This is a genomic window from Shinella sp. OV683, assembly GCF_057787725.1.
Genome location: NZ_CM173543.1, coordinates 3,373,679 through 3,395,430 on the forward strand (window position 1 = coordinate 3,373,679; position 21,752 = coordinate 3,395,430).

Sequence of the window (21,752 nt, forward strand, 5' to 3'; positions counted from 1 at the left end):
CTGATGTTTCGCCTGCCCTTCCTCGTCGCACTTGCGCTGCTGACAACCTTCGGCCTCGGCATCGGCTCTGCCGTGCTGATGTTGAACGCGTCGTCAGGCTTTGGCGCGATCAGGCTCGGGCCATGGGCCTCCTTTCCGCAGGCCCAGACCGTCGATGCCGACCCCTATGCCCAGTCGCACCGGGCGCGCGCCGGACGGCTGCTGTTCGGTTCGGCGGAGGGGCTTATGTTTCAGGCAGATGTCGACCAGGCCGGAAAGCGGCTGTCCTCCAACTGCACGTACGAGATGAAGGGTCAGACGCCGCCGGCGCGTTTCTGGACGCTTTATGCCGCCGACAATGTTAATGAACCGCTGAAGCCGGCCGCGGGGCTGCCGGCAGCCTTCAATGCCTGGAACGTACTGCGGCAGAGCGATGGCTCGATCCGCGTGCTGATTTCCGCCGCACCGCAGCCCGGCAACTGGCTGGCGATCCGCCGTGGCCGGCCGTTCCGGCTGGTTCTGTCGCTGCTGGATACGCCCACCGCCGGCTCGTCCGGCGTGCTGGACATATCGATGCCCACGCTCACGAAAGTGAGCTGCTCATGATCCGGCGCGCACTGTTTGCCATCCTGACCGGCATGTTCGGCGCTGCCGTGCTGCACATCATCATTATCCTGGCGCTGCCCGCCTATACCGGGCTCGACGCCTATACGCGGCTGACCGCCTATGAAGCGGAAGGCAGCTTGGTTGTGTTCAGCGACCAGAAGGACGAGATGGGCTTTTCCAATGGCGATCCCTATCTGCGCACCGGCGCCTGCCTGATCTCGGTCGAGAGCCAGCCCGTGCATCTCCTGGCATCCGGCAATGTGCCGTTCTGGTCGTTTGCGGTTTATGATTCCTCGTCCAACGAGGTGTTTTCGATGAACGACCGCTCGGCCGCCGGCGGTGCGCTCGATGCAATCATCGCCTCGCCCGCCCAGCTCGCCGAGATCCGCAAATCGGACCCCGATATCATTTCGCAAAGCGTGCTGATCGAAATGCCGCGCCCCGAGGGCTATATCGTGCTCCGGACGCTGGCGCCGGCGCCGAGCTACGAAGACGCCGCCAGGAATTTTTTGAGCGAGGCGGAATGCGCGGAGTATGAGCTGCAATAGCAGCAAGTGCCTGCAGGTCAGCTATTCGTTGGCATCACATTGCCAGGCGTCTCCGACCGAGGCGGCAATCAGGGCCGTGGAGCCGAGTTCGAGCTTGTCGGGGTGATCGGCGACATATTTGCAGAGGATGTCGAACATCTGGCCAAGACTGGCGCCATAGGGCACGCAAATGCCTTCGGTGGCCTTCTGCAGCTGGGGAAGGATGATCCGCTTGCCCACGGCAGTTTTCTGGGCGTCATAGCCCGCCGCCAGCATATTGGTGTCGCGCTCCCACTTGTCGGTCCAGCCGGCGAGATAGCCGAGCATGATCGGGCTCTTGGTGGCGCAGAACTTCTTGATTTCCTTGCCGGTATAGAAATCCGCCGCGGCCGGCAGCGGCACGAGCACAGCCATCACCATCGCCGCCATTGCAATCCTGCGCATCCATCCACCCCAGACTGGTGCCGGAGCCCCTCCCCGGCTGTGCAAGCATAGGTTCAAAAGGCGCAATATGGCAATGGTGGTTTTGTGGTTGGCTCGCCCAGCTGACAACTGAATTGCGCGGCGATAAGATAATCGTGGCATGACAGATCTCAGCGCTTGCGATGAGGTCTTCGGCCGGGGCTTGAAACAACAATGATCCACCGAGACATGCGCAAACGATGACGAAACTGCCAATCCAGAGTGTTGTCGTCGCCATTGCGCTCGCCTGTGCTTCTGCTACGGCATTGGCGGGCGATCTCGCCGGCATCCACAGCGTGCCAATGGGCGACCGGGCGATGATCGTGGCGGCAGGCAAGGCACAAGCCGGGCTTGACGGCTTTCTCGCCAAGCTTGCCAACCCGCCCGACGGCACAAGCAATTACGCCATCAAGGTCGGCATCACGGACCAGCCCGGGGGCTATGCGCTGACGACCGACCAGGGTGTTGCGGGCGTCGAATATTTCTGGCTGACCGATATCGTCGCAACCCGCGACGGGTTCCTGGGGCAACTCGGCAACGATCCCGAACTCGTCAGACACGTGCATTTTGCCGAGCAGATCCCGTTCAGGAAATCCGACATCTTCGACTGGCTGTATTTCGACAACGGCCAGATGAAAGGCAATTTTACCGCCTGCCCTGCGCTGCTGCGTGGGCCGCTGGAGGAGCTCAGGCAATTGCGCGAGCAGGTTGGATTGGATTGCCGGTAGGCGGGCGGCTTATCTGGCAGATATGCGATACGATCGAAAACCTGATGCCAAAAGGCAGTCCGGCACCTTCTCGTCAACAAAATGACGAGTGCTCGTGGTCAGGGAGAGAGGCCGTCAAGCAGGAAGCCGAGGCCTTTCCTGAAGGTGCCGTCCCACTCGTTATCCAACAGCAGACAAGATCGTTCGATTGTCACGTAGTGTTGGCTGAGACGTGTCAGGCGCTCGTGCGCAGCGGCCCTGTCGTCCTCCGAGCGGTCGAAGCTCGCCCGGGTGATGGTAGCGCCCATCACGTAGTTCCACAGCGACCATATCGCGCCGTTCAAATCTCTGTCCGCTACGCCGGCGCTCGACAAGGTCTTGCTCAGCAGCTCCAGGCGACCGAGAATGTTCGGGCCGAGCGCCCGTTGCGACAACAGCGATGCCGACCAAGGATGGAGCAGCATGCTGGCGCGCCAGTCTTCGAGCATATGAACGACGTCCCCGCGCCAGTCTTGAGGCGCGGTTGTTTGCGGCAGTCCGCGATATCTGAGCACCGAGTCAAGCGCCAGATCAAAGACTTCCTCCTTGTTGTCGACGTGCCAGTACAGGCTCATCGCGCCCGAGCCGAGGCGATCCGCCAGCCGACGCATCGTCAATCCGTCAATCCCTTGGGCGTCCAGCAGTTCTACTGCCGTCGCCACGATCCGTTCCAGCGAGAGAGGCGGCTCACTGCGCGGCTCCTGCCCGGACCGAGGTGCCGCACTTGCCCGTTGAGACCGTTTGCTCTGCGCGCCGCTGCGTTTGGCCGCCATCCATCTTCCTTACTGATCAGAACATCGATTTAAGCCGAGAACGTAGGAATGTCGATCCTGACCTGTTGACTCGTACGATGTACGATACGATCAAATCGTACGCCGTACGAGTCGGTCATACCGGCGATGGATCAAAGTTCAATCCTTGGGGGCCCGCGAGGCTACGGCGTTCGCAGTCCTCGGAGCCAAGAGAAAATCATGTCACGCGCAATCAAGCATCTGCTTATCGGAGGGCTAATCATCATGACCATGGCAGTTCCCACAGCAACGACAGCCAATGAGGATGATCTCAAGCTGACCATCGTCAATCCCAAGAACCTCTATGATCCGACGCCGAACGGCTACAGCACGGCGGTGATCGTGCCCCGCGGAGCCCGGTTAGCCTATATCTCCGGACAGGGCGGCCAAGACAGCACCGGAGCCTTGTCGCCCGACTTCGCCGTCCAGGTTAAGCAAGCCTATGCAAATCTGGGCACCGCCCTTGATGCGCTCGGTGCAAGGCCGGATCAGGTCGCCAAGCTCACGGTCTTCGTGGTCGATCACGATATGTCCAAGCTTGAGGTGTTGACGAAGAACGTCAAGGAAATGTTCGGCGAGGCACTGCCGGCGCAGACTCTGATTCCCGTCCCAAAGCTTGCAATCGACCCCATGCTGTTCGAGGTCGAAGCCGTCGTCATTCTGGAATAGTGGCGGCGACGGATCGAGCGCGATTGCCAATTTCGAGAACGGATGCCGATGGGTCCGGTCGCCTCGGCACTTTGCCAAGGCGACCTTGCGCTATCAGATTTCCGCTAGGCGCCGTCTGCCGCTATCGCCCAGTTGTAGAGGCATCGGTCCAAGCCGATGGCGATCTCCAGAACAAGCACATCGTGCTCGCGGGTTGCGCCGCCTTTTGCTCGCGATACAAATTTTCGCGGAAAGTCAGTCCGCCGCGAGATTGAGCAGACCTCCATCCATTTGAAGCCATTATCAACCTCAATGTCCATCGTGGTCTGCGAGTAGCTTGGAAGCCGGTCGGATTCGACTATCCTGGTCGGGAGACTGATGACGGACGCGATCATCTTCCTGACAGGTTCGAGACATGCCGCGTGGTAATCCATGCCGGTGTCTGCTGTGAAAGCCGCCTGGAACTCCATCTGCCAGAACTCTTTCAAACGCATATGGGCAGTCGTCTGCTCCTGCTCACGGCGGTAGGATCGGCCAGCCTGCCAGACACATAGAGGAAGCTTCGCACCAGAGTGGCTTTCAAGAAGATGAACCATGTAAGCGTAGGTTGAAGGGGTGGTTTCCGGTCGGAGGACGAGTTCCGTTTCGGTGACGGCCATTCGCTCCTGCACCCATATATCTCGGTTTTCATAGGCGTCGGAGATAAGTGTGCGTGGAACAAGTGTTGGTGCTTCGACGCGCCGCATGTCCCAGGCGGAATTCACGGAACGGAGGAAGGCGCGAACTTCTTCCGAAAAATGACGGATAAACTCCTCGCGTCGGAGGATCTCGCGTTCTTCCCAATGCACGAGCGAATTTACGTTCAGAATACTGAGCATGGCCTATTCTCCATGATGGCCATTGAAGGATGAGGTGAATGCTTTACGTCCAGTCGGTCGCGCAGAAACGCGCAGCATCACGACTGGACGTGAAGACCTCGTCCGCCGAACACGCATGCGAGGAGAGCCCGCTGATTGCGGCCTTCCTTCATCGATGACGCGTGTGTGTTGCTCATGGTGCGAATGAATGCCCTAGTGTGTGGACAGGGTCAACCCTTGGCTTGTCCACACATGGCCCATTGCGGACGTCCGCGTTGGTTCGCCTGTTGGCGCTGAAGCGACTTATCGTTCAGTCTCGCGGCACATAGATCATATGAACCGTATCGTCATCGATCAATGTGCTCGACACCAGTTGCAGCGGAGGCCTTGCCTCGTGGAAGAAAGGCTTGCCCTCGCCGAGCACGAACGGCCGCACGTGCAGGTGATATTCCTCGATCAGGCCTAGACTGGTCATAAGGCCGGCCAGTTCCGGACCGGAAACGCTAAGGGTGCCGTCCGTGCGGGCCGCGATCTCGCGAATCTGCGTTTCAATATCGCCGGAGATGAGCGCGGCGTTCGGGCCGACCCCTGAAAGCGTGCGTGAAACGACCCATTTGGGCAGCTTGCGCCAGAGTGTCGCGAACTGACGCAGCGAGGCATCCCATTCCGCATGATCATCGTCCCAGTAGCGCATGACCTCGTACATCCGCCGGCCATACACAGCGCCGGCATGGTTGCGAATCGTCTCGATCCAGTAATCGAAGTGTTTCTGGCTTGGCGCGCCCATGACCAGATTTCCGGCAAGGTCGTCGACATAGCCATCAATGGAGACGTTCATTGCCAAGATAAGTTTGCCCATGACCGGCCCTTTCTCATAGTGGGTCCACAAATTAAACTGCTTGTGGTTTGCAAGTGGTCGACGCTATCGCGACTGTTTGCAAATTGCAAGTGGTCTTGGAAGGAAGCGCTCATGCCGCAGACGGAGCGCTGCGGTTGTCCCGTCAACCTTACACTTGAACAGCTGGGTGACTGGTGGCCTATCCGCTGACAGGAAGAGCTGCCGAGTACAAGACGTCCGCTACTGGCGCAAAGCAGCCGTCCCGAAATTGATGCAAGCGCTTTCAATCCGCGCGGCTGCCGGGCGTCGCTTGGTGGAACTGAATGCCTCTAATCCTCCAGCCCACCGCCCGGCTTCCTCGGCGTGTGCGACAATTCGCGGCTGGCGATCTTCATCAGGTTGTCGGTGGCGCGGACGACGCGGTGCATGACGCGGGTGACGATTTCGCCGTCGACGGGGGCTGATATGACGACGTCCTGGCTGGGGTCGCCCGGCACCGGGGCGATGGTGGCGAGGCGGTCGCCGGCCTTGACGGTGACGCCGACGTCTTTTTCGAACAGCAGCATGCCGCCCATCGGGGCGTTGATCATCTGCACATAATCGAGGCCGGCGGCGGGGCCGTGGAAGCGCTCGTTGCGCGAGGGCGTGCCGGCGACCGCGCCGCGGCGCTTGAGGAAGGACATGATGCCTTCGGCGTCCTGTTTAGCGACATCGGCATAGACGTCGCGCTGGCCGCGGAATTCCATGGTCAGCGAGATGCGATCGTCGTGCCAGTTCTTGCGATGGCCGAGCTCGGCGTTGCGCCAGGCATAGGTGACCGCTTCCTCGAACGCCGTACTGGTGCCGTCAGACAGCAGCACCGAATGCAGGCCGAAACTCTCGGCGAGGTCGGTGGCGGCTGGCCAGAACAGCTTGTCGAAATAGGCGTAGATGACGGATTCGTCGTCGCAATGCAGGTCGAGCACCAGGTCGGCGCCGATGGCCATCGACAGCAGGTGGCGCTTGAGCTGGTCGGTGGCGAGATGGGCTGACAGGTCAGCGGTCAGCGAGGCGCGCTCGGCGAGCGGCACCAGCGGGTAGTCGCGGTTGAAATTGACGCGGCCGCCCTGCTCGAACCGGCCCTGCAGCTCGCCGTAGAGGAATTGCGAGGCGCCGATCGGATTGGCCTTGGGGACGATGGTGATATCGCCGAGGATCTCGCCGTTCTTCTCGGCTTCCTCCAGCATCGGCACGAAGAAATGCAAGGCTGCGACGCCCGGCAACTCGCCGGCATGCAGGGCCGCCTGCATATAGACCTTGGGCGCCTTGGGGTCCTTGCCTGCAAATGTCAGCATCGGCACGCGCCATTCGACGCCCGGCGTGTCGCCAGCAATCACGATCTCGGTCTTCTGCATGATAGTCCCCGCATTTCGTTTGGCGGGATTTCTAGCCCGATTTCAGGGGCGAGGTAAATGCAGATTTGCGACAAATTACACATTTGTGTAATTTACCGAGTTGGCGGGACGACCATCAAGCCCGGTAGCGCAGCGCGTTGACCAGTAGCGCGAAAGCCGGCGACGATTGCCGGCGGCTGGGATAGTAGAGATGGTAGCCGCTGAACGGCTCGCACCAGTGCTCGAGAACATGCACGAGACGGCCGGAATCGATATGCGGCTGCACCACGTCTTGCGGCAGGTAGGTCAATCCCATGCCGGCCAAGGCCGCGTTCAGCCGAAGCGCGATGTTGTTGAACACCAGTTGCCCTTCGACGCGAACCCTCATTTCGTGGCCGCCCTTCTCGAACTCCCAGGCATAGATGGAGTCATGGGTCGGCAGGCGCATGTTGATGCAGTTGTGCCCGGTCAGATCCTGCGGTGAGACGGGCTTGGGGCGGTTGGCAAAGTATTCCGGGCTACCCACCGCCGCCATGCGCATATCCGGCCCGATCCGTACCGCTATCATGTCGCGCGCCACCTGTTCACCCAGCCGGACGCCGGCGTCGTAGCGTTCGGCGACGATGTCCGTCAGCCCGTAATCAATGGTGATCTCGACGTGGATGTCTGGATAGTCGGGCAGGAATTTCTGGATCGCCGGCCACAGCACCGCGTCGGCCGCGTGCTCGCCCGCCGTGATGCGGATGGTGCCCGCCGGCTTGTCTCTGTAGTCGCTGAGCGCGGCCAGATCGCCCTCAATTTCGTCGAGCTTGGGGCCTATGGATAGCAGCAAGCGTTCGCCCGCTTCTGTCGGTGAGACGCTGCGGGTGCTGCGGGTCAGAAGCCTGATACCGAGCCGCGCCTCGAGGCCCCGTATCGTGTGGCTGAGCGCGGATTGCGACACGCCGAGTTTCGCGGCCGCTTTGGTGAAACTCCGCTCGCGCGCGACAGCAACGAAGGCGAAGAGGTCATTGACGGACTGGCGTGGCATTCATGAATCTTTCTCATAGGCCCTTGCGCCTTTTACCACCTAATCGCTGCCAATCCAAATTGCTAAATATACCTCACCGGTTGCCAGCCGGAGCTGGCGCAGCCAGCTGGGCTGGCGTGACCAGCCGGGCTGACGTGGCCAGCCGGGCTGACGTGACCAGCCGGGCTGACGTGGCCAGCCGGGCTGACGTGGCCAGCCGGGCTGACGTGGCCAGCCGGGCTGGGCCGACAATATTTGCAAAGGATAAGACAATGGACATCAAGCGCGCTGGATCACAAGCGTCGGCCAAGGGACCGTCCGACTGGTTCACCGGCACGGTGCGCATCGATCCCCTCTTTCCGGTCACCCGCGCGAGCAGCCGGCAATGCCGTGACCTTTGAGCCCGGCGCACGCACCGCCTGGCACACTCATCCGCTCGGCCAGACGCTGATCGTCACCGCAGGCTGCGGCCGCGTCCAGCGCCAAGGCGGCCCAATCGAGGAAATCCGGCCCGGTGATGTCGTCTGGTTCGAGCCGGGCGAGAGGCATTGGCATGGCGCCGGGCCGACCACCGCCATGACCCACATCGCCATCCAGGAATCGCTCGAGGGGCGGGCTGTCGACTGGATGGAAAAGGTCAGCGACCAACAATACGAAGTTTAAGGAGAAAGACGATGCAGAAGCGCAAACTTGGAAATAGTGGCCTTGAAGTCTCGGCCATCGGCCTGGGATGTATGGGGCTGAGTTTTGGTTACGGCCCGGCAACGGATACCGCAGACGCAATAAAGCTGATCCGCACCGCATTCGAGAGCGGAGTGACCTTCTTCGACAGCGCCGAGGCCTACGGTCCGTACAAAAGCGAGGAGCTGCTTGGCGAAGCACTGGCCCCGTTCCGCGACAAAGTGGTGATCGCCACCAAATTCGGTTTTGAGTTTTCCGCGGATGGTGGCCAAAGCGGCATGAACAGCCGTCCGGACCACATCAAGCGGGTTGCCGATGCCGCATTGAAGCGGCTCAAGACCGACGTCATCGATCTGTTCTACCAGCATCGCGTCGACCCGAACGTGCCGATCGAAGATGTCGCCGGTGCGGTGAAAGAACTGATCGCCGAAGGCAAGGTCAAGCATTTCGGTCTTTCCGAGGCCGGCGCGCAGACCATCCGCCGCGCCCATGCCGTCCAGCCGGTTACGGCGCTGCAGAGCGAGTATTCGCTGTGGTGGCGCGAGCCGGAGGCCGAGATCGTTCCGACACTGGGAGAACTCGGCATCGGCTTTGTCCCCTTCAGCCCATTGGGCAAGGGCTTTCTGACTGGCGCGATCAGCGAGACCACGACCTTCGACGCCACGGATTTCCGCAATGTCGTGCCGCGCTTTTCGCCCGAGGCACGCAAGGCGAACCAGGCGCTTGTCGACCTGCTCGGCCGGATTGCGGCTGACAAGCAGGCAACGCCTGCGCAGATCGCGCTGGCATGGCTTCTGGCTCGCAAGCCGTGGATCGTGCCGATTCCCGGCACGACGAAGCTGCACCGCCTCAAGGAGAATCTTGGCGCTGCCGCCGTGGAACTCTCCGCCGACGATCTGCGTCATATCGAAAGCGCCGTTTCCGCCATCAAGGTCGAAGGCGATCGCTATCCGGCTCATCTGCAGGCGCGGGTCGGCCGCTAAATACGGGTTCATCTGCCAATTCAGCAGTATTTTTCAGGAGAGAAGATATGACAGAAGGCATCAAGGACAAGGTGGTCGTCATCACCGGCGCCAGCAGCGGGCTGGGCGAGGCAAGCGCCCGCCTGCTCGCCCAAGGCGGGGCAAAGCTGGTGCTGGGCGCCCGCCGCCTCGACAGGCTGCAGGCATTGGCGAAGGAACTTTCGCTCGGCGAAGACGCCGTGTTGCAGACTGATATGACCGACGTCGATCAGGTGAGGCGGCTCGTGGACCATGCTGTGAAACTGCACGGTCGCATCGACGTGATCATCAACAATGCCGGCCTGATGCCGCACTCGCCGCTGGAGCGCGGCAAGGTGGAAGACTGGGACCGGATGATCGATGTCAACATCAAGGGCGTGCTCTACGGCATCGGCGCTGCCCTGGCGCATATGAAAGAGCAGAAGAGTGGCCACATCATCAATGTGTCGTCCGTTGCCGGCCACAAGGTGGGGCCGGGTGGTGCAGTCTATGCGGCCACCAAGCATGCCGTGCGGGTCATCTCCGAAGGACTGCGCCAGGAGGTCAAGCCGTACAACATCCGCACGACGATCATCTCGCCGGGTGCAGTGGCGACCGAACTGCCCGCCAGCGTCACCGAGCCGGATGTAGCAGCGGGCGTGAACAAGCTTTACGAGGAGGTGGCCATTCCTGCGGACTCGTTTGCGCGCGCCGTGGTCTTTGCCATGAGCCAGCCGGAAGAGGTCGATATCAACGAAATCCTGTTCCGGCCGACGAAGCAGGCTTACTGAGTCAAAGTTCGTTGGGGGCGTCTGGCGGGCCGCTCTCTTACGAGGCCAACACAACCCTGCAACGTCGTCCTCGGGCTCGTCCCGAGGATCTAATCACTTTCAATATTACGCTGTTTCAATGACTTAAAGAACCGTTGGCAGATCCTTGGGACAAGCCCAAGGATGACGCGCCTCTAGGTTGTGTTTTTGTCAAAAAGCGGAAGGCGCATCCCTTTCAGGACAGCCAGATGAAACTGCGCGCAGTCATCTGATCGCTGACTTAAAGCCTGACATAGTCGATCTCCATGAATTTGGAGACTTCCTTGACCCACCGGTCCCGAACGAAAGCGACATGGAGCGGATGGTCGTTGTAGTGATCGTAGGCGGACTGATCGTCAAATTCCATCGAGAACCCAAAGCTGAAGTCGTTCTTCGGGCTGACCTGCCGCAGCTGCTCGAAATGTCTGACGCCGGAAATCTTGGTCAGCACCAAGGCATCTTCCAGGAACTTCTGCTCTTCTGCCGAACCCCGCGGATGGGCCAGATTGAAAACAACAGTGTGGCGGATCATGTGCAGCTCCCCTTCGACGTTAAGCCGGAGAAGATAGTGCAAATGCGGGAAAATAAAAGCGCCGCATAGCTCTGCTCGCACACGCCGCTCTATCGCGGCCGCTGGCTCTCACCCGCTCGTGCCTCGCCGCGCGAATCGTGGCAGTCTGGCACCATGACCTATCTGATCTATGCCGCGGCGGCGGCGTGCGAAATTGCCGGGTGCTTCGCCTTCTGGGCATGGCTGAGAATGGGGAAATCCGTCTGGTGGGTGGCGCCGGGAATGGTGTCGCTGGCGCTGTTTGCCTGGCTTTTGACGCTGACGCCTAGCGATGCGGCCGGGCGCGCCTATGCCGCCTATGGCGGCATCTATATTGCCGCGTCGATAGCGTGGCTTTGGCTGGCGGAAGGCACATGGCCCGATCGCTTTGATCTGGCGGGAGCGGCGGTCTGCCTCGTGGGCACCGCGATCATATTATTCCCAGCACGCAGTTAGCGGAAAGACGGGCCCGAACCAATCGGACGACAATCACCCTCCCCGGGGCATTCTGGACGGCAAATGCCGTCGGGCGGGATCAGTGCTTCTTGCGCTTGATGCCGCTGGTCCGCTTCTCGGGACGATCATCGACACTGCTCCAGCGCTCATAGCGGACGCCGGTAAACAGCAAGATCCTGGCTTCACATGGCTCGCTTTGGCGTTTCGGCCGGAGGGCAAGCCGCTCCTCTATTCTGACTATCTCTGCCATTCTCATCTCCATTGAACTGGATTGAGACGGATGATCTTGAGAATGATCTCATCCTGCCGTTGCCGGCAGACGCTTCCCAAACCTCGTTCAGAAGGTTTCAGGACACTTGCGCCTTTCTCCTTTCCTCAGCCGTCCCGTAAACCTTATCCAAGGCGGGGACGGTAGTCTGTTACGCATGTTACAAGGTGAGACGTATATATTAACGCCGCCTTATGATTTGTGATCAGATCATGTCATAGTTAACACTCTATGAAAGAGTGCACAAACGTTTTCAAAAGCACGAGATTGCCACGGGCGCATGCCATCTTTTGAGACGAAAACAGCTGTGGTTTCCGAGGCGACGGATCGTTTCGAGACATCCAGGCCCCTCCCTTTCCTTGGCCTGAAATAGCCGAGCCTTGGCCTGAAATAGCCGCGCTGGGTGCAGTCAACGCCGACGCGAATGCCGATTGATTGCATCTGTTTCTTCCGTCTACGGACGGGTTGCCATGATCAGCTCTAAATTAGGGCTCATTGAGTTGTTGCATCATGGAGAGACTGCACAACGGAGGGAGGTATCTCATGATCAATGACATGCTTCGCAGGACGCTCAATGCAGCTGGTCTGCATGTCTACGGTTCGGGACGCGGCACGCAGCCGTGGAGCCACACGGTGGAGGACTACTATCCCGTCGATGCACGTAGCCGCTGGGTCGCCGGAGAGCGGCCGATACCGCAGCTTACGGCCGCGCTGAACTCGCAACGGACGAATTATGTCGAATTCCTCGACATGATGGAGGCGACACGCGCATTACTTCACCGTGTCCCGCATCGGCAGCCACCGGGTGACAGCGCTTCGCCTTATTGGAGCAACAGCTGGTTCACGGCCCTTGACGGCGCGGCCCTCATAACCCTGCTCGCCTCGAAGCGACCACGAACCTACCTTGAGATCGGATCGGGCAATTCGACGGCATTTGCGAACTTCACGCGAAAGACGTTGGGTCTCGCAACGCAGATCTGGTCGATCGACCCGACGCCACGGCGCGAAATCGACGCCATCTGCGATCGGATGATCCGCACCGGCCTTGAGAACTGCGATCTTACGCTGTTCGACACGGTGGAGCCGGGGGACGTGGTCTTCTACGATGGCTCACACAGAGTGTTCTCGAATTCCGATGTGACGGTGTTCTTCTTCGAAGTCCTTCCCCGGCTGAAGCCCGGCGTTTTCGTTCACGTCCACGACATCTTCCTGCCTTTCGATTATCCCCAGGAATGGAACGGACGCCTCTACAACGAACAATACCTTCTGGCCGCAATGCTGATGTGCGAGAAGCGCCCCTTCTCGCTTGTCGCGCCAGCGGCTTTCATGTGCGCCGACCCTGAACTTGGAGCACGGGTCAAAGCCATTTTCAAAGCTTCGTCCGGACCTGCCATTCCGTTCAACTATCCCACCGGCGCGAAATTGCCGGGCTCATCGTTCTGGATAAGGACGTCAGATCCGCGGAACGCGCGTTCAACCCATTAAAGCATGTTGCGCGCATGTCGTGATCGCAGAACTGCTGCACAGTTTTTGCGACATGCTCTCGTCGCTTTAACAGCCACTTATGGCGCCTGCGTGAGAGACCGAAGACAGCCGTTCGGTCACATGGTTAACGGCATCTAAACACTTTGGCGGTAGTTTCCTGGATTGGAACAGTTTTTGCGTAAAGCGGGTATTTGCGTGTCGGATTTTCGAGAATTGGAAACACCGCCGATGGCGCGGACGAAGGATGTGGTGCTGATGGCGACCGTGTCGAGCTTTGAGCATATGTCGCAGCCCGGCCGCCATGAACTCAAGCAATTCGCCGAGCTTTTCGAGCCGGTGTTCAAGGCCTCGAGCCTCGAAGCACGGCGTAATTCGATCGCCGCGCTGTCCCGCTGCCCGTCCATGCCGCAATCGGTGATGTGGTTTATCTCGACACAGCCGATCGAGCTGGCCGCGATCTTTCTCACCACTTCGCCGGCAATCGACGACGATATGCTGATCGCCGTGTCCCGCACGCAGGGGCCTGCCTACGCAAAAGCAGTCGCCGCACGCGACAACCTCTCCGTAAAAGTGGTCGACGCGCTGGTGGCGCTGCATCAGGGCATCGAGAAGGAGCGTCAGCCGGCCCCGGCTGCCGAGGAAACCCGCAGCCACGCAGAATTGCTCGCCGCCGCCCGCGAGGAGGAGATGCGCCAGACGCTGAAGTCGCTGATCCACCGCGACACGCTGGTGCACTCCGACGAGACGCAAGAGGACGACGAACTGATGCAGCAGGCGCTGCTGGTGCGGTTCGCCCGGCTTCGCGATGCGCATAATTTCTCGACGACACTGGCCGACACGCTTGGCTCCAGCCGCTGGCTCAGCCACCGCATCCTGCTTGACCTTTCCGGCCTGCAACTGGCGACCGCGCTGATTGCCGTTGGCATCACGCCCGCCGACGGCGAATTCATGCTGACGCAATTCTATCCGCATCTGAAGGAACTGGCCGGCGAATGGCCGCGCGCGGCAATGGTCTGGTCAGGGCTGGATGCCGAGGAATGCGCCGACCGCGTCCGCGTCTGGATCCGCGCCGACGACTATACGCAGGGCAAGAAGCCGGACGAACATGCCGCCAACGCCAATGATGGTGTGCCCGAGGTTGCCGCAGCAGTGGTTCCCGCCCAGCGCCAGGCATTCGGGCGGCGAAAAGCGAGATAGTCAGGAGATCAGGCGAGATCCGTCAGAGCGAAATCGTCGCCCTTGTAGAGCAGGCCGACGCCGAGCGACTTGGCCGCTGCATAGGCAAAGCAATCGCCAAAATTGAGCTGCGCCTTGTGCCCGACGATCTTGCCGTAGGCTTGGGCGGCTGCGAGGGCGCCACGGCCAATTGGCTCGTCGATCTCCATTTCGCGCGACGAAAATGCGTCCACAAAATCATCGAAGATTTTCTGCGCATTCTCAAAGAGAGTGGCCTTCGATTCCGCCGCGGACGTCGCTTTCACATGCCGCAAGAGCGCAATCGTCGCTTCGAACCGCACCAAGGGCGAATGGTGCAGTTGGCCACGGGACGCTTCGACGCGCTCGTAGAGTTCTTCCCATCCGTCTTCTTGTGAGAGGATTGCCACCACGACCGAAGCGTCCAGAAACATCAGATGTCGCCCCACATCTCGTCCATGAACCCCTTCATGTCGAAATTCGGGTCTGCGGGGCCGCCAAGCAGAACTGCAGCCCTTTCCTGCAATTGCGCTATACGCTCTCTCAATGGCAACTCGGCATCGACCTTCGCCGCAGCAATCTCCTTGCGCAGCGCGTGCTTGACCGTCTCGGTCTTGGTGGGCGCGTTGGTCAGCCGCTGCGCCTCCTCGACGAGCCTGTCGACCTCCGGATCGCGTATGTAGAGGGGCATGTGTATATCTCCGATTGCCAAATAGTATATACGCCTGGAGGGGGTCCGTCGCAAGAGAGGCCATCGGCCATCTGGAGCACAGGCAAAAGAAAACCCGGAATGGCGCAGGGGAGAGCCATTCCGGGTCCGGGGTCATGCTGGCATTAAGAGCCTCAGAAAATCCTGAGGCGTCGGAATTCCGCATCCGTCTGCGCTTCGCGGGAGGATGCGATCACCGACGATGCAAATGTGGCAATGAACATGGCCGATATCAAGGCAGCGAACAGGCCGAGTGCAAAAGTCATGGTCTCATCCTTTATTCCGGTGAGCGCCTTGCTGCTTCGAGCCGCGCTCCTTGTTGTCTCATCTACGGCTGAACCGCCTGATCTATTCGGCATTCACTCGCAAAACCTTCGATGACGCGACATTGGCATACGGATGTTTCGCGCGCGTTTCGAAACATGGTGAACAATGTTTCAATTGTTTCGCGGATGAAAAGTTGCGCAACAAAAGGCCCCGGAGCGGCGTTGGCAGCCGGCAGGCACGTGCCCACCGAAACAGACGTCGTCCGGGTCAAGGTCGGCCTTGTTGATGATTACTCTTGAGATCGGCAAGACTAATGATCGCCGACCAACCCTACATATACAAATAAAGTAATATTTCTGCCCGTTCGATGGGCACAATAGTGAGGTTAAAATCGTCGCACAAAATATACATCAAATAAATTTCTGCATGAACACCAATTAAATAAAGCAACATTATAGCTAAAATTTTATGCATTGCAGAAGAGATGCTATCTACATGAGTAAATCACTCAGGTATTTCATATTTTACCGTATTTCGAGAAGTTTCGCCAAGCTACACGTAACTTTTCTTTAATTTATGCATGCCTAAATTAGTCATCCAGGTGCGATAGAGACATGAAAACCATCACAGGTCTAGCGAGGAACCGGGACGGCGCGTCGGCAGTGGAATTCGCAATCATTGCGCCCCTCTTCATCATGATTCTGCTCACGTTAGTGGGGTTCGGAATCTACCTGGCGGCGGCCACCGCCGTGCAGCAGATCGCCGCGGACGCCGCCCGGACGGCGGTTGCCGGCCTCAACGCAACAGAGCGGGACAAGTTGGCGAAGGACTTCATCGCGCAGTCCACGCTCGACTACTACCTGCTCGAATCGGCGAACCTGAAGGCGGCGGTTACGCCAGACCCCAAGAACGCCGAGCAATTCACGGTATCGATCGAATATGACGCGACCAACTTGCCGATCTGGAGTCTTTACAGCTTCGCAATGCCGAACAACCACATCAAACGCTTCTCTACCATCAGGATCGGAGGCATATGAAATGACGAAGCTGCACGACAGGATCGCCTCGTTTGGAAGCGACAAGAAGGGCAATATCGGCATCCTTGCAGCGGCATCCCTGCCCGTTCTAGCCGTCTCGCTTGCGCTTGGAGTGGATTTTGGCCACCTGACGCTGGAACGCCGGGCTCTGCAGCAAACGTCTGATCTTGCGGCCATCGTTGCCGCCTCCGATATCGGCAACGCCAATACAGCGGTGCTCAACTATTTCGCAATGAACAAGAAGAATTTGGCCATTCGAGAGGGCAATCAGCTGGTAACGCTGAAAGGCACTGTTGCCTTCGATGCGGTCGATGCTTTCCACAACATCGATGGCTACGCGATCCTGACCAAGGGCCGCTATAGCGCCGATTCCGCAATCCCGGTTGAAAAGCGCTTTGTCGCCAATGAGACGCCGTATGATGCCGTTGCCGTGACGGCGGTGCAGAAGACGCAACTGTTCTTTGCGAATTCCTTCGCAACTGCGCCGCAGATCTATGCCGAAAGCAAGGCGACCATGCAAAAGACGGCAGCCTTCTGGATCGGTTCCCGGCTCGCAAGCCTGAACGAAGGCATTCTCAATCAGGTCCTGGGAAGTCTGCTCGGCACCAAGATCACGCTCAGCGTCATGGATTACAACGCGCTTCTGGATGCGGATGTGAATGCACTCAAGTTTGCCGACTCGCTGGCAACCGATCTTCATCTCACTGCCGCGACCTACGAGCAGGTGCTCGACACCCAGATCAGCTACGGCACTTTCCTGGCGGCCCTTGCCAAGACCCCCGGCCTGACGCCGAATGTCGCCGCGATCCTCTCGCGGCTCGAGAGCACGGTGAACAAGGCGTCCGTCTATCTTTCGCTCGCGGACATCCTTAATCTCGATCCCTACAAGTCGCGGATGGTGGGCACCGCCGATACGCTCATCGTCAACGCCTCCGTCTTCGATCTGGTCAACGCCGCCGCAACCGCCGCCAATGGCGGCAAGCAGCTAGCGGTCGACCTCGGCGCAACGGTGCCCGGATTGGCATCCGTCAAGCTCAATCTGGCGATCGGCGAACCACCGGTCAGCACCCCGTCGCTCGCGGTCGGTGCCCGGGGCTCCATCGTTCGCACAGCCCAGACACGGGCCACGATTACCGCTACGGTCGACGGCCTCTCGGCAATTGCGGGAATGAAGGTGCAGGTGCCGCTTTATCTGGAGGTCGCCACGGCCGAGGCCGCCCTCTCCGAGATCAACTGCCTCGGTGGCGCCAGGAACAATGCCACCGTCAAGATCAAGGCTGTACCCGGCGTCGCCGAGATTGCGCTTGGCACTGTCGATACGTCGGCCTTCGATAATTTCGGCACCGCACCTCGTGTCACCAAGGCGACGATTGTCAGCTCTGCTCTTCTCAAGGTGACGGCGCTCGGCCATGTGGATGCCGACAACATGAGCCCTGAGACGCTCAGCTTCCTGCCCTCGGAAATCCAGGCCGGGAAAATCAAGTCGGTCTCGACCAAGGACACATTGACGTCGCTGACGACGTCCCTGCTTGGTAATCTCGACCTTGAAGTAAAAATCCTGCTCCTCACGCTCGGGAGCCCGCAGGCCGTGCAGACCGCGCTTGCCAGCACACTGGCAACGGTCACTCAACCGCTCGACAATGTGCTCTACAATACGCTGCTGGCACTCGGCATTCGCATTGGCGAGGCCGATATCCGCGTCACGGACGTCGCCTGCCAGCGGTCTGTCCTCGTCCAGTGATATCGGCACGACCGACGGCGGCGCCTTCTCCTGGGCACTGCAATCCCGTCTGGTCTGACAGAGGCTAGAGTCTGACAGATTCTAAGGCGCGTCGCGATCCCCCGGGTTTCGCTTGTCGCGCCTTAGCTCTTTGTTTTGCGTGTCGCGGGTGAGGCTAAAAGGCCGTGAAATCCCCCGTATCGAGGTCGCTCTCGTGGACGCCTTTGATCAGCAAGCTGTCGCCGCCCGCCTCGATGATCACATCCGAACCCTGGTTGTGGGCGTGATGGCTCTTGAGGTCGCTCAGGCTGGTGATCGCGTTCCAGCCGGAGAGATCGATGATGTCCATCGTGTCGTCATAGTCCATGATGACATCATGATCGTCGCCGGTGGCGAAATGAAAGTAGTCGGCATCAGCGCCGCCGAACAGCTTGTCATTGCCCCCGTTGCCGTAAAGATGGTCGCTGCTGGCAAGGCCCCTCAGCTCGTTGTTGCCGGAATTGCCACGCAGGGTATCGGCCAGGAGCGTGCCCTTGCCATCGATATCCTTGTCGCCCAGCAGCACCAGGTTCTCGACATTGGCCTTCAGCGTGTAGCTGACCGTGGATTTGATCGTGTCGATCCCCTCGCTACTGTTTTCAATGATATTGAACGAGGTCTTGTCGACAATGTAGACGTCGTCGTCTGTGCCGCCCATGATCGAACTGCTGGCCGATCCGCCGCGCGCGTCGAACGTATCATCGCCGCCCTGGAGGTAGACATATCCCGATAGCTTGCCATCATTGATGATCTTGTCGTCGCCACCGCCTCCCACAATCCCGGCGTAGCTGGCCGAGACGATAATCGTGCCGTGATTGGTGACCGTAAATGTCTCGCCAATGTCGCTCGCTATGCTGATGCCCATCAGCATGGCTCGAATCTCGCCGTCATCACCATTGACGATATGACCCTTGAATGTTCCGACGATGCCGTAGATGGCGTCGATCGAGCCGTTGTTGCGCAAATCCGTACCGTCCGGGCTGACCTGATACATGCCGTAGCCGGTGATCGCATTGATCTCGCCATTGTTAACGGCGGAGCTATTTTGGCCGACGAGCAGGACGCCGGCCTGCCCGTTGACAACGCCGGTCTTGCCGATATCCACGTCTGCGTTCTTGCCTTCTGTAAAGATCGCGTATTGCGCGGCCGAGATTGTGCCATCAACGTTGATCTGCGTGTTTTGGATGGTGTTTGCAGCGTGAATACCATTGCCGATGGATAGTATCTCCGCACTGCTTTCAAAATTCACAGTCGTGTTGGAATGGGCAATTTCGTACACCGCGCCACGAAAGCCCGAGAGGGTCTTGACAGCCATAGAAATTCTCCTGAGATCTGGGGATTAGTAGACGAAATGCATCATCGAAAGATCGGCCTTGTGAAGGCCCTTGATCAGCAGGCTATCGTTGCCCTGTTCGATGACGACGTCATTACCCTGATTGTGTGCATGGCTCGTGATATCGCCGATATTGTCCATGCCGTTCCAGGCATGCACGTCGATCCAGTCGGTGCTGATATCGAGATCCAGGACTGTGTCGTGGCCGTCGCCCGTGCTGAAACGAAAGTAATCAGTATCGCCGCCGCCCATGAGCTTGTCGTCGCCCTTGCCGCCGTAGAGGTGATCGAGGCCAGCCTGGCCCTTGAGCACATTGTTTCCCGAATTGCCGTGCAGGTGGTCGGCGAGCGCCGTTCCCGTACCGTCGATATCCTTGGTTCCCAGCAGATAGAGATTCTCGACGTTCGCCGACAGTTTGTAGCTGACCGTGGACTTGACGGTATCGTCGCCTTCACCCGAATTTTCGGTGAGCTTGAATTTGGCGTTATCGACGATGAGCGTATCATCGCCCACGCCGCCCTTCAGCAAGGTGTTGTAGCTGCCACCGCGGTTGTCGAATGTGTCATCGCCACCGCCAAGCATGATGAACCCGGTAATCTGGCCATCGTTGGTGATCTTGTCGTTCCCGTCGCCTGCAATGATGGCCAAGGCAGCATCAGCAACCAGAATCTTGCCGTGATTGATGATCGTGTAATGCGCTCCGGTGCCGGTGATCGCCGCAATGCCGGCGGAAACGGCGTGGATTTCCGCTCCAGCGTCGTTGATTATCCTTCCTCCGTCACCTGAGCCCGCAATGCCGAGCATGGCGAAAATCTGGCCGTCGTTGCGCAGCTGGTTGCCGAAGCCGCCGGGATCATAGAGTCCGTAACCCATACTGGCATGGATCGTACCGCGATTTCTGGCAGAACTGTCGTCACCTGCAATCAGGACGCCGACCCCGCTGACGAGTTCGGCTGATGCGCCGATATTGACCGTGGTGCCGGTTGCCAAGGCATAGACGGCACCCGAAGGGGCGCTCACGAACCCGTTGACATTGATAGTCGAGTTGATGGCACTAGGGCTGACCATAATGCCCGTCGAGACGCTTAAGACCTCGCTGTTTTTCGCGAAATTCACGGTCGTGTTCGGACCGTCAATCGTCAGCATCTGCTGATAGGTGCCTGATATCGTGATTGTTCCCATCGGGTCTCTCCTGAGTTGACGAGAGCCGGATTTTGACACCCAGCCTGTCGGAATCCATTAAGGCATGCACTGCAAGATCGGGCGTTCGAGGCCCTGGATCGGCAGAGATGAAATAGCGGCAATGACGCTCCAACAGCGGCAGCGAGTCCGGATATCCCGTCGCCCATTCCGGCATGTTTTAGCGTTGCCATCCCCTCCTCCACAAAGAAAACGCACTGCTCTCGACCTGTCCGATCGGCCCGCAATCGGCTATTTTCCCCTTAGATCGAATATTAGATAAGCAACCATGTGCCCGAATTATTTCGAGAACCATGGCAGCACATGACTTTGCACAACGCGTGCTTCCGGTAAATGGAAACAGCAAAGTATTGTGCATACAATATTTGTGCAGATTTAAACCAGTTCAAAGATGGAACAAGGAGAGCGACCTCAAAGCCAACCCGTCGCCAGCCCCCTGGCCCAGTCATCGCGGCCATTTTCGGCGGCGAGGCGCGACATCGCCATGTGGTCATAGGCCACCAGGCGAAAATCCACCTGCCAGCCGGCGGGCGTCTTTTCGAGGAGGGCATAGGAGGCAAGTGGCGTGGCGGCCTCGACCTTATGATAGAAGGGCGTCTCATCATCATAGGCAGGGCAACCGACGCTGCCGGGATTGACGATCATCCGCCCGTCCGAAAGCTGGACGGCACGCGGAATGTGCGAGTGGCCGCAGAGGATCAAGGGCTGAGCAACGCCATCGGCGAGTGCTGCAATCTCCGCCAATGGCTTCAGGTGCAGGACGCCATCCGGCGTGACCCCCTCAAGCCAGTAGCGATTGTCGTCCTGCGGCGTGGCGTGGCACATATAGACCTCATCATGCCAGACCCGCGAGAACGGCAGCCCACGCAGCCATTCCAGATGCTCGTCAGTCAGCTGGTCGAACGCATCCGCTTCCCAGCTGTGCATGTCGCCGCGGGCATGCTCGATGAGGTAGCGGTCGTGATTGCCGCTGACCGAGACAAGGTCGAGTGTCAGCAGCAGGTCCGCAGTACGGCCCGCTTCGAGCGGACCGGAGAGATGATCGCCAAGGTTGACGATATCAGTGATCCCCAGACCAGCGATATCGGCAAGCACCGCCTCCAGCGCGAGGCAATTGCCATGGATGTCGGCGATGGCGGCAAACCGCATGTACGGAGACCCTTCTAAACGTATCGTTCATGCAGTCTG

At 59.3% G+C, this 21,752-nt stretch carries 26 protein-coding genes and 1 pseudogene; 12 read left to right on the plus strand and 15 right to left on the minus strand.

The window, feature by feature from the left end:
- Positions 1 to 3: 3 nt before the first annotated feature.
- Both ACXHRN_RS16330 and ACXHRN_RS16335 read left to right on the plus strand, forming a co-directional pair.
- On the plus strand, positions 4 to 585 hold the full coding sequence (locus tag ACXHRN_RS16330) for a DUF1214 domain-containing protein (protein WP_488637365.1): 582 nt from the start codon (positions 4 to 6) through the stop codon (positions 583 to 585).
- The gene (locus ACXHRN_RS16335; protein ID WP_488641925.1) at positions 585 to 1,133 is read left to right on the plus strand and encodes a DUF1254 domain-containing protein; all 549 of its coding nucleotides are present in this window, start codon (positions 585 to 587) and stop codon (positions 1,131 to 1,133) included. Before ACXHRN_RS16330 ends, ACXHRN_RS16335 begins: the two co-directional genes overlap by 1 nt.
- A gap of 21 nt (positions 1,134 to 1,154) precedes the next feature.
- Here the strand turns inward: ACXHRN_RS16335 and ACXHRN_RS16340 are convergent, their stop codons facing one another.
- The gene (locus ACXHRN_RS16340) at positions 1,155 to 1,556 is read right to left on the minus strand and encodes a Rap1a/Tai family immunity protein (protein WP_488637366.1); all 402 of its coding nucleotides are present in this window, start codon (positions 1,554 to 1,556) and stop codon (positions 1,155 to 1,157) included.
- Positions 1,557 to 1,774: 218 nt separating this feature from the next.
- Here ACXHRN_RS16340 and ACXHRN_RS16345 point away from each other — a divergent pair, with 218 nt between their 5' ends.
- On the plus strand, positions 1,775 to 2,302 hold the full coding sequence (locus tag ACXHRN_RS16345; RefSeq protein WP_488637367.1) for a DUF2314 domain-containing protein: 528 nt from the start codon (positions 1,775 to 1,777) through the stop codon (positions 2,300 to 2,302).
- A 98-nt stretch (positions 2,303 to 2,400) separates the two neighbouring features.
- On the opposite strand, the gene ACXHRN_RS16350 is transcribed toward ACXHRN_RS16345, so the two are convergent.
- Entirely contained in the window at positions 2,401 to 3,093 is a 693-nt protein-coding gene (locus ACXHRN_RS16350) for a TetR/AcrR family transcriptional regulator (protein ID WP_488637368.1), read from the minus strand.
- Between the two features lie 198 nt (positions 3,094 to 3,291).
- On the opposite strand from ACXHRN_RS16350, the gene ACXHRN_RS16355 reads away from it, so the two are divergent.
- On the plus strand, positions 3,292 to 3,780 hold the full coding sequence (locus ACXHRN_RS16355; RefSeq protein ID WP_488637369.1) for a RidA family protein: 489 nt from the start codon (positions 3,292 to 3,294) through the stop codon (positions 3,778 to 3,780).
- A 104-nt stretch (positions 3,781 to 3,884) separates the two neighbouring features.
- Here ACXHRN_RS16355 and ACXHRN_RS16360 read toward each other — a convergent pair whose 3' ends face one another.
- The 5 genes from ACXHRN_RS16360 to ACXHRN_RS16380 form a co-directional block, all read right to left on the minus strand.
- Complete coding sequence (locus ACXHRN_RS16360) at positions 3,885 to 4,637, minus strand: aminoacyl--tRNA ligase-related protein (RefSeq protein WP_488637370.1); 753 nt, start codon at positions 4,635 to 4,637, stop codon at positions 3,885 to 3,887.
- Positions 4,638 to 4,926: 289 nt separating this feature from the next.
- The gene (locus ACXHRN_RS16365; RefSeq protein WP_488637371.1) at positions 4,927 to 5,475 is read right to left on the minus strand and encodes a dihydrofolate reductase family protein; all 549 of its coding nucleotides are present in this window, start codon (positions 5,473 to 5,475) and stop codon (positions 4,927 to 4,929) included.
- Positions 5,476 to 5,783: 308 nt separating this feature from the next.
- On the minus strand, positions 5,784 to 6,848 hold the full coding sequence (locus tag ACXHRN_RS16370) for a M14 family metallopeptidase (RefSeq protein ID WP_488637372.1): 1,065 nt from the start codon (positions 6,846 to 6,848) through the stop codon (positions 5,784 to 5,786).
- Positions 6,849 to 6,963: 115 nt separating this feature from the next.
- Positions 6,964 to 7,857, minus strand: a complete 894-nt coding sequence (locus ACXHRN_RS16375; protein ID WP_488637373.1) for a LysR family transcriptional regulator — start codon at positions 7,855 to 7,857, stop codon at positions 6,964 to 6,966.
- Between the two features lie 73 nt (positions 7,858 to 7,930).
- Positions 7,931 to 8,116: a hypothetical protein gene (locus ACXHRN_RS16380; RefSeq protein ID WP_488637374.1), complete on the minus strand. Its 186-nt coding sequence runs from the start codon at positions 8,114 to 8,116 to the stop codon at positions 7,931 to 7,933.
- Here ACXHRN_RS16380 and ACXHRN_RS16385 point away from each other — a divergent pair.
- The 3 genes and pseudogenes from ACXHRN_RS16385 to ACXHRN_RS16395 all read left to right on the plus strand — a co-directional run bounded on the left by ACXHRN_RS16385 (position 8,109) and on the right by ACXHRN_RS16395 (position 10,288).
- Positions 8,109 to 8,499: pseudogene (locus ACXHRN_RS16385) on the plus strand ((R)-mandelonitrile lyase). The gene ACXHRN_RS16380 and the pseudogene ACXHRN_RS16385 overlap by 8 nt on opposite strands.
- An 11-nt stretch (positions 8,500 to 8,510) precedes the next feature.
- Positions 8,511 to 9,500, plus strand: a complete 990-nt coding sequence (locus ACXHRN_RS16390; protein WP_488637375.1) for an aldo/keto reductase — start codon at positions 8,511 to 8,513, stop codon at positions 9,498 to 9,500.
- A 47-nt stretch (positions 9,501 to 9,547) separates the two neighbouring features.
- Positions 9,548 to 10,288 (plus strand): SDR family oxidoreductase, encoded by a 741-nt coding sequence (locus ACXHRN_RS16395; protein WP_488637376.1) that lies wholly within the window; start codon positions 9,548 to 9,550, stop codon positions 10,286 to 10,288.
- A gap of 259 nt (positions 10,289 to 10,547) precedes the next feature.
- On the opposite strand, the gene ACXHRN_RS16400 is transcribed toward ACXHRN_RS16395, so the two are convergent.
- On the minus strand, positions 10,548 to 10,838 hold the full coding sequence (locus tag ACXHRN_RS16400; protein WP_488637377.1) for a Dabb family protein: 291 nt from the start codon (positions 10,836 to 10,838) through the stop codon (positions 10,548 to 10,550).
- A 153-nt stretch (positions 10,839 to 10,991) separates the two neighbouring features.
- On the opposite strand from ACXHRN_RS16400, the gene ACXHRN_RS16405 reads away from it, so the two are divergent.
- Positions 10,992 to 11,312 carry a YnfA family protein gene (locus ACXHRN_RS16405; protein WP_488637378.1) on the plus strand — a complete coding sequence of 107 codons (321 nt, stop codon included), beginning with the start codon at positions 10,992 to 10,994 and terminating at the stop codon, positions 11,310 to 11,312.
- Positions 11,313 to 11,391: 79 nt separating this feature from the next.
- On the opposite strand, the gene ACXHRN_RS16410 is transcribed toward ACXHRN_RS16405, so the two are convergent.
- Positions 11,392 to 11,562 carry a hypothetical protein gene (locus ACXHRN_RS16410; protein ID WP_488637379.1) on the minus strand — a complete coding sequence of 57 codons (171 nt, stop codon included), beginning with the start codon at positions 11,560 to 11,562 and terminating at the stop codon, positions 11,392 to 11,394.
- Positions 11,563 to 12,123: 561 nt separating this feature from the next.
- Here ACXHRN_RS16410 and ACXHRN_RS16415 point away from each other — a divergent pair.
- Both ACXHRN_RS16415 and ACXHRN_RS16420 read left to right on the plus strand, forming a co-directional pair.
- Positions 12,124 to 13,065 carry a class I SAM-dependent methyltransferase gene (locus ACXHRN_RS16415; RefSeq protein ID WP_488637380.1) on the plus strand — a complete coding sequence of 314 codons (942 nt, stop codon included), beginning with the start codon at positions 12,124 to 12,126 and terminating at the stop codon, positions 13,063 to 13,065.
- Positions 13,066 to 13,293: 228 nt separating this feature from the next.
- Entirely contained in the window at positions 13,294 to 14,262 is a 969-nt protein-coding gene (locus ACXHRN_RS16420; protein ID WP_488637381.1) for a DUF2336 domain-containing protein, read from the plus strand.
- A gap of 8 nt (positions 14,263 to 14,270) precedes the next feature.
- On the opposite strand, the gene ACXHRN_RS16425 is transcribed toward ACXHRN_RS16420, so the two are convergent.
- From ACXHRN_RS16425 to ACXHRN_RS16435, 3 genes are all read right to left on the minus strand, one after another.
- Entirely contained in the window at positions 14,271 to 14,693 is a 423-nt protein-coding gene (locus ACXHRN_RS16425) for a type II toxin-antitoxin system VapC family toxin (RefSeq protein ID WP_488637382.1), read from the minus strand.
- Positions 14,693 to 14,950: a type II toxin-antitoxin system VapB family antitoxin gene (locus ACXHRN_RS16430; RefSeq protein ID WP_488637383.1), complete on the minus strand. Its 258-nt coding sequence runs from the start codon at positions 14,948 to 14,950 to the stop codon at positions 14,693 to 14,695. Before ACXHRN_RS16430 ends, ACXHRN_RS16425 begins: the two co-directional genes overlap by 1 nt.
- Before the next feature lie 152 nt (positions 14,951 to 15,102).
- Positions 15,103 to 15,234, minus strand: coding sequence for a hypothetical protein (locus tag ACXHRN_RS16435; protein WP_488637384.1), 132 nt, complete (start codon positions 15,232 to 15,234; stop codon positions 15,103 to 15,105).
- A gap of 615 nt (positions 15,235 to 15,849) precedes the next feature.
- Here ACXHRN_RS16435 and ACXHRN_RS16440 point away from each other — a divergent pair.
- Positions 15,850 to 16,272 carry a TadE/TadG family type IV pilus assembly protein gene (locus ACXHRN_RS16440; RefSeq protein ID WP_488637385.1) on the plus strand — a complete coding sequence of 141 codons (423 nt, stop codon included), beginning with the start codon at positions 15,850 to 15,852 and terminating at the stop codon, positions 16,270 to 16,272.
- 1 nt (position 16,273) lies between these two features.
- A complete protein-coding gene (locus ACXHRN_RS16445) occupies positions 16,274 to 18,013 on the plus strand; it encodes a pilus assembly protein TadG-related protein (RefSeq protein WP_488637386.1) in 1,740 nt (579 codons plus the stop codon).
- A 154-nt stretch (positions 18,014 to 18,167) separates the two neighbouring features.
- Here the strand turns inward: ACXHRN_RS16445 and ACXHRN_RS16450 are convergent, their stop codons facing one another.
- The 3 genes from ACXHRN_RS16450 to ACXHRN_RS16460 all read right to left on the minus strand — a co-directional run bounded on the left by ACXHRN_RS16450 (position 18,168) and on the right by ACXHRN_RS16460 (position 21,713).
- Positions 18,168 to 19,346, minus strand: coding sequence for a calcium-binding protein (locus tag ACXHRN_RS16450; protein ID WP_488637387.1), 1,179 nt, complete (start codon positions 19,344 to 19,346; stop codon positions 18,168 to 18,170).
- A 24-nt stretch (positions 19,347 to 19,370) separates the two neighbouring features.
- On the minus strand, positions 19,371 to 20,546 hold the full coding sequence (locus tag ACXHRN_RS16455) for a calcium-binding protein (protein WP_488637388.1): 1,176 nt from the start codon (positions 20,544 to 20,546) through the stop codon (positions 19,371 to 19,373).
- Positions 20,547 to 20,975: 429 nt separating this feature from the next.
- Entirely contained in the window at positions 20,976 to 21,713 is a 738-nt protein-coding gene (locus ACXHRN_RS16460; RefSeq protein ID WP_488637389.1) for a metallophosphoesterase family protein, read from the minus strand.
- Positions 21,714 to 21,752: the final 39 nt, after the last annotated feature.

Bases quoted from the DNA above. Each gene is read 5' to 3' on its own strand.
- ACXHRN_RS16460 (WP_488637389.1), bottom strand. From the start codon at position 21,713: ATGCGGTTTGCCGCCATCGCCGACATCCATGGCAATTGCCTCGCGCTG.
- ACXHRN_RS16390 (WP_488637375.1), top strand. From the start codon at position 8,511: ATGCAGAAGCGCAAACTTGGAAATAGTGGCCTTGAAGTCTCGGCCATC.
- ACXHRN_RS16365 (WP_488637371.1), bottom strand. From the start codon at position 5,475: ATGGGCAAACTTATCTTGGCAATGAACGTCTCCATTGATGGCTATGTC.
- ACXHRN_RS16395 (WP_488637376.1), top strand. From the start codon at position 9,548: ATGACAGAAGGCATCAAGGACAAGGTGGTCGTCATCACCGGCGCCAGC.
- ACXHRN_RS16340 (WP_488637366.1), bottom strand. From the start codon at position 1,556: ATGCGCAGGATTGCAATGGCGGCGATGGTGATGGCTGTGCTCGTGCCG.
- ACXHRN_RS16415 (WP_488637380.1), top strand. From the start codon at position 12,124: ATGATCAATGACATGCTTCGCAGGACGCTCAATGCAGCTGGTCTGCAT.
- ACXHRN_RS16355 (WP_488637369.1), top strand. From the start codon at position 3,292: ATGTCACGCGCAATCAAGCATCTGCTTATCGGAGGGCTAATCATCATG.
- ACXHRN_RS16450 (WP_488637387.1), bottom strand. From the start codon at position 19,346: ATGGCTGTCAAGACCCTCTCGGGCTTTCGTGGCGCGGTGTACGAAATT.
- ACXHRN_RS16425 (WP_488637382.1), bottom strand. From the start codon at position 14,693: ATGTTTCTGGACGCTTCGGTCGTGGTGGCAATCCTCTCACAAGAAGAC.
- ACXHRN_RS16435 (WP_488637384.1), bottom strand. From the start codon at position 15,234: ATGACTTTTGCACTCGGCCTGTTCGCTGCCTTGATATCGGCCATGTTC.
- ACXHRN_RS16360 (WP_488637370.1), bottom strand. From the start codon at position 4,637: ATGCTCAGTATTCTGAACGTAAATTCGCTCGTGCATTGGGAAGAACGC.
- ACXHRN_RS16445 (WP_488637386.1), top strand. From the start codon at position 16,274: ATGACGAAGCTGCACGACAGGATCGCCTCGTTTGGAAGCGACAAGAAG.
- ACXHRN_RS16380 (WP_488637374.1), bottom strand. From the start codon at position 8,116: ATGTCCATTGTCTTATCCTTTGCAAATATTGTCGGCCCAGCCCGGCTG.
- ACXHRN_RS16375 (WP_488637373.1), bottom strand. From the start codon at position 7,857: ATGCCACGCCAGTCCGTCAATGACCTCTTCGCCTTCGTTGCTGTCGCG.
- ACXHRN_RS16370 (WP_488637372.1), bottom strand. From the start codon at position 6,848: ATGCAGAAGACCGAGATCGTGATTGCTGGCGACACGCCGGGCGTCGAA.
- ACXHRN_RS16420 (WP_488637381.1), top strand. From the start codon at position 13,294: ATGGCGCGGACGAAGGATGTGGTGCTGATGGCGACCGTGTCGAGCTTT.
- ACXHRN_RS16350 (WP_488637368.1), bottom strand. From the start codon at position 3,093: ATGGCGGCCAAACGCAGCGGCGCGCAGAGCAAACGGTCTCAACGGGCA.
- ACXHRN_RS16440 (WP_488637385.1), top strand. From the start codon at position 15,850: ATGAAAACCATCACAGGTCTAGCGAGGAACCGGGACGGCGCGTCGGCA.
- ACXHRN_RS16405 (WP_488637378.1), top strand. From the start codon at position 10,992: ATGACCTATCTGATCTATGCCGCGGCGGCGGCGTGCGAAATTGCCGGG.
- ACXHRN_RS16430 (WP_488637383.1), bottom strand. From the start codon at position 14,950: ATGCCCCTCTACATACGCGATCCGGAGGTCGACAGGCTCGTCGAGGAG.
- ACXHRN_RS16400 (WP_488637377.1), bottom strand. From the start codon at position 10,838: ATGATCCGCCACACTGTTGTTTTCAATCTGGCCCATCCGCGGGGTTCG.
- ACXHRN_RS16455 (WP_488637388.1), bottom strand. From the start codon at position 20,546: ATGGGAACAATCACGATATCAGGCACCTATCAGCAGATGCTGACGATT.
- ACXHRN_RS16410 (WP_488637379.1), bottom strand. From the start codon at position 11,562: ATGGCAGAGATAGTCAGAATAGAGGAGCGGCTTGCCCTCCGGCCGAAA.
- ACXHRN_RS16330 (WP_488637365.1), top strand. From the start codon at position 4: ATGTTTCGCCTGCCCTTCCTCGTCGCACTTGCGCTGCTGACAACCTTC.
- ACXHRN_RS16345 (WP_488637367.1), top strand. From the start codon at position 1,775: ATGACGAAACTGCCAATCCAGAGTGTTGTCGTCGCCATTGCGCTCGCC.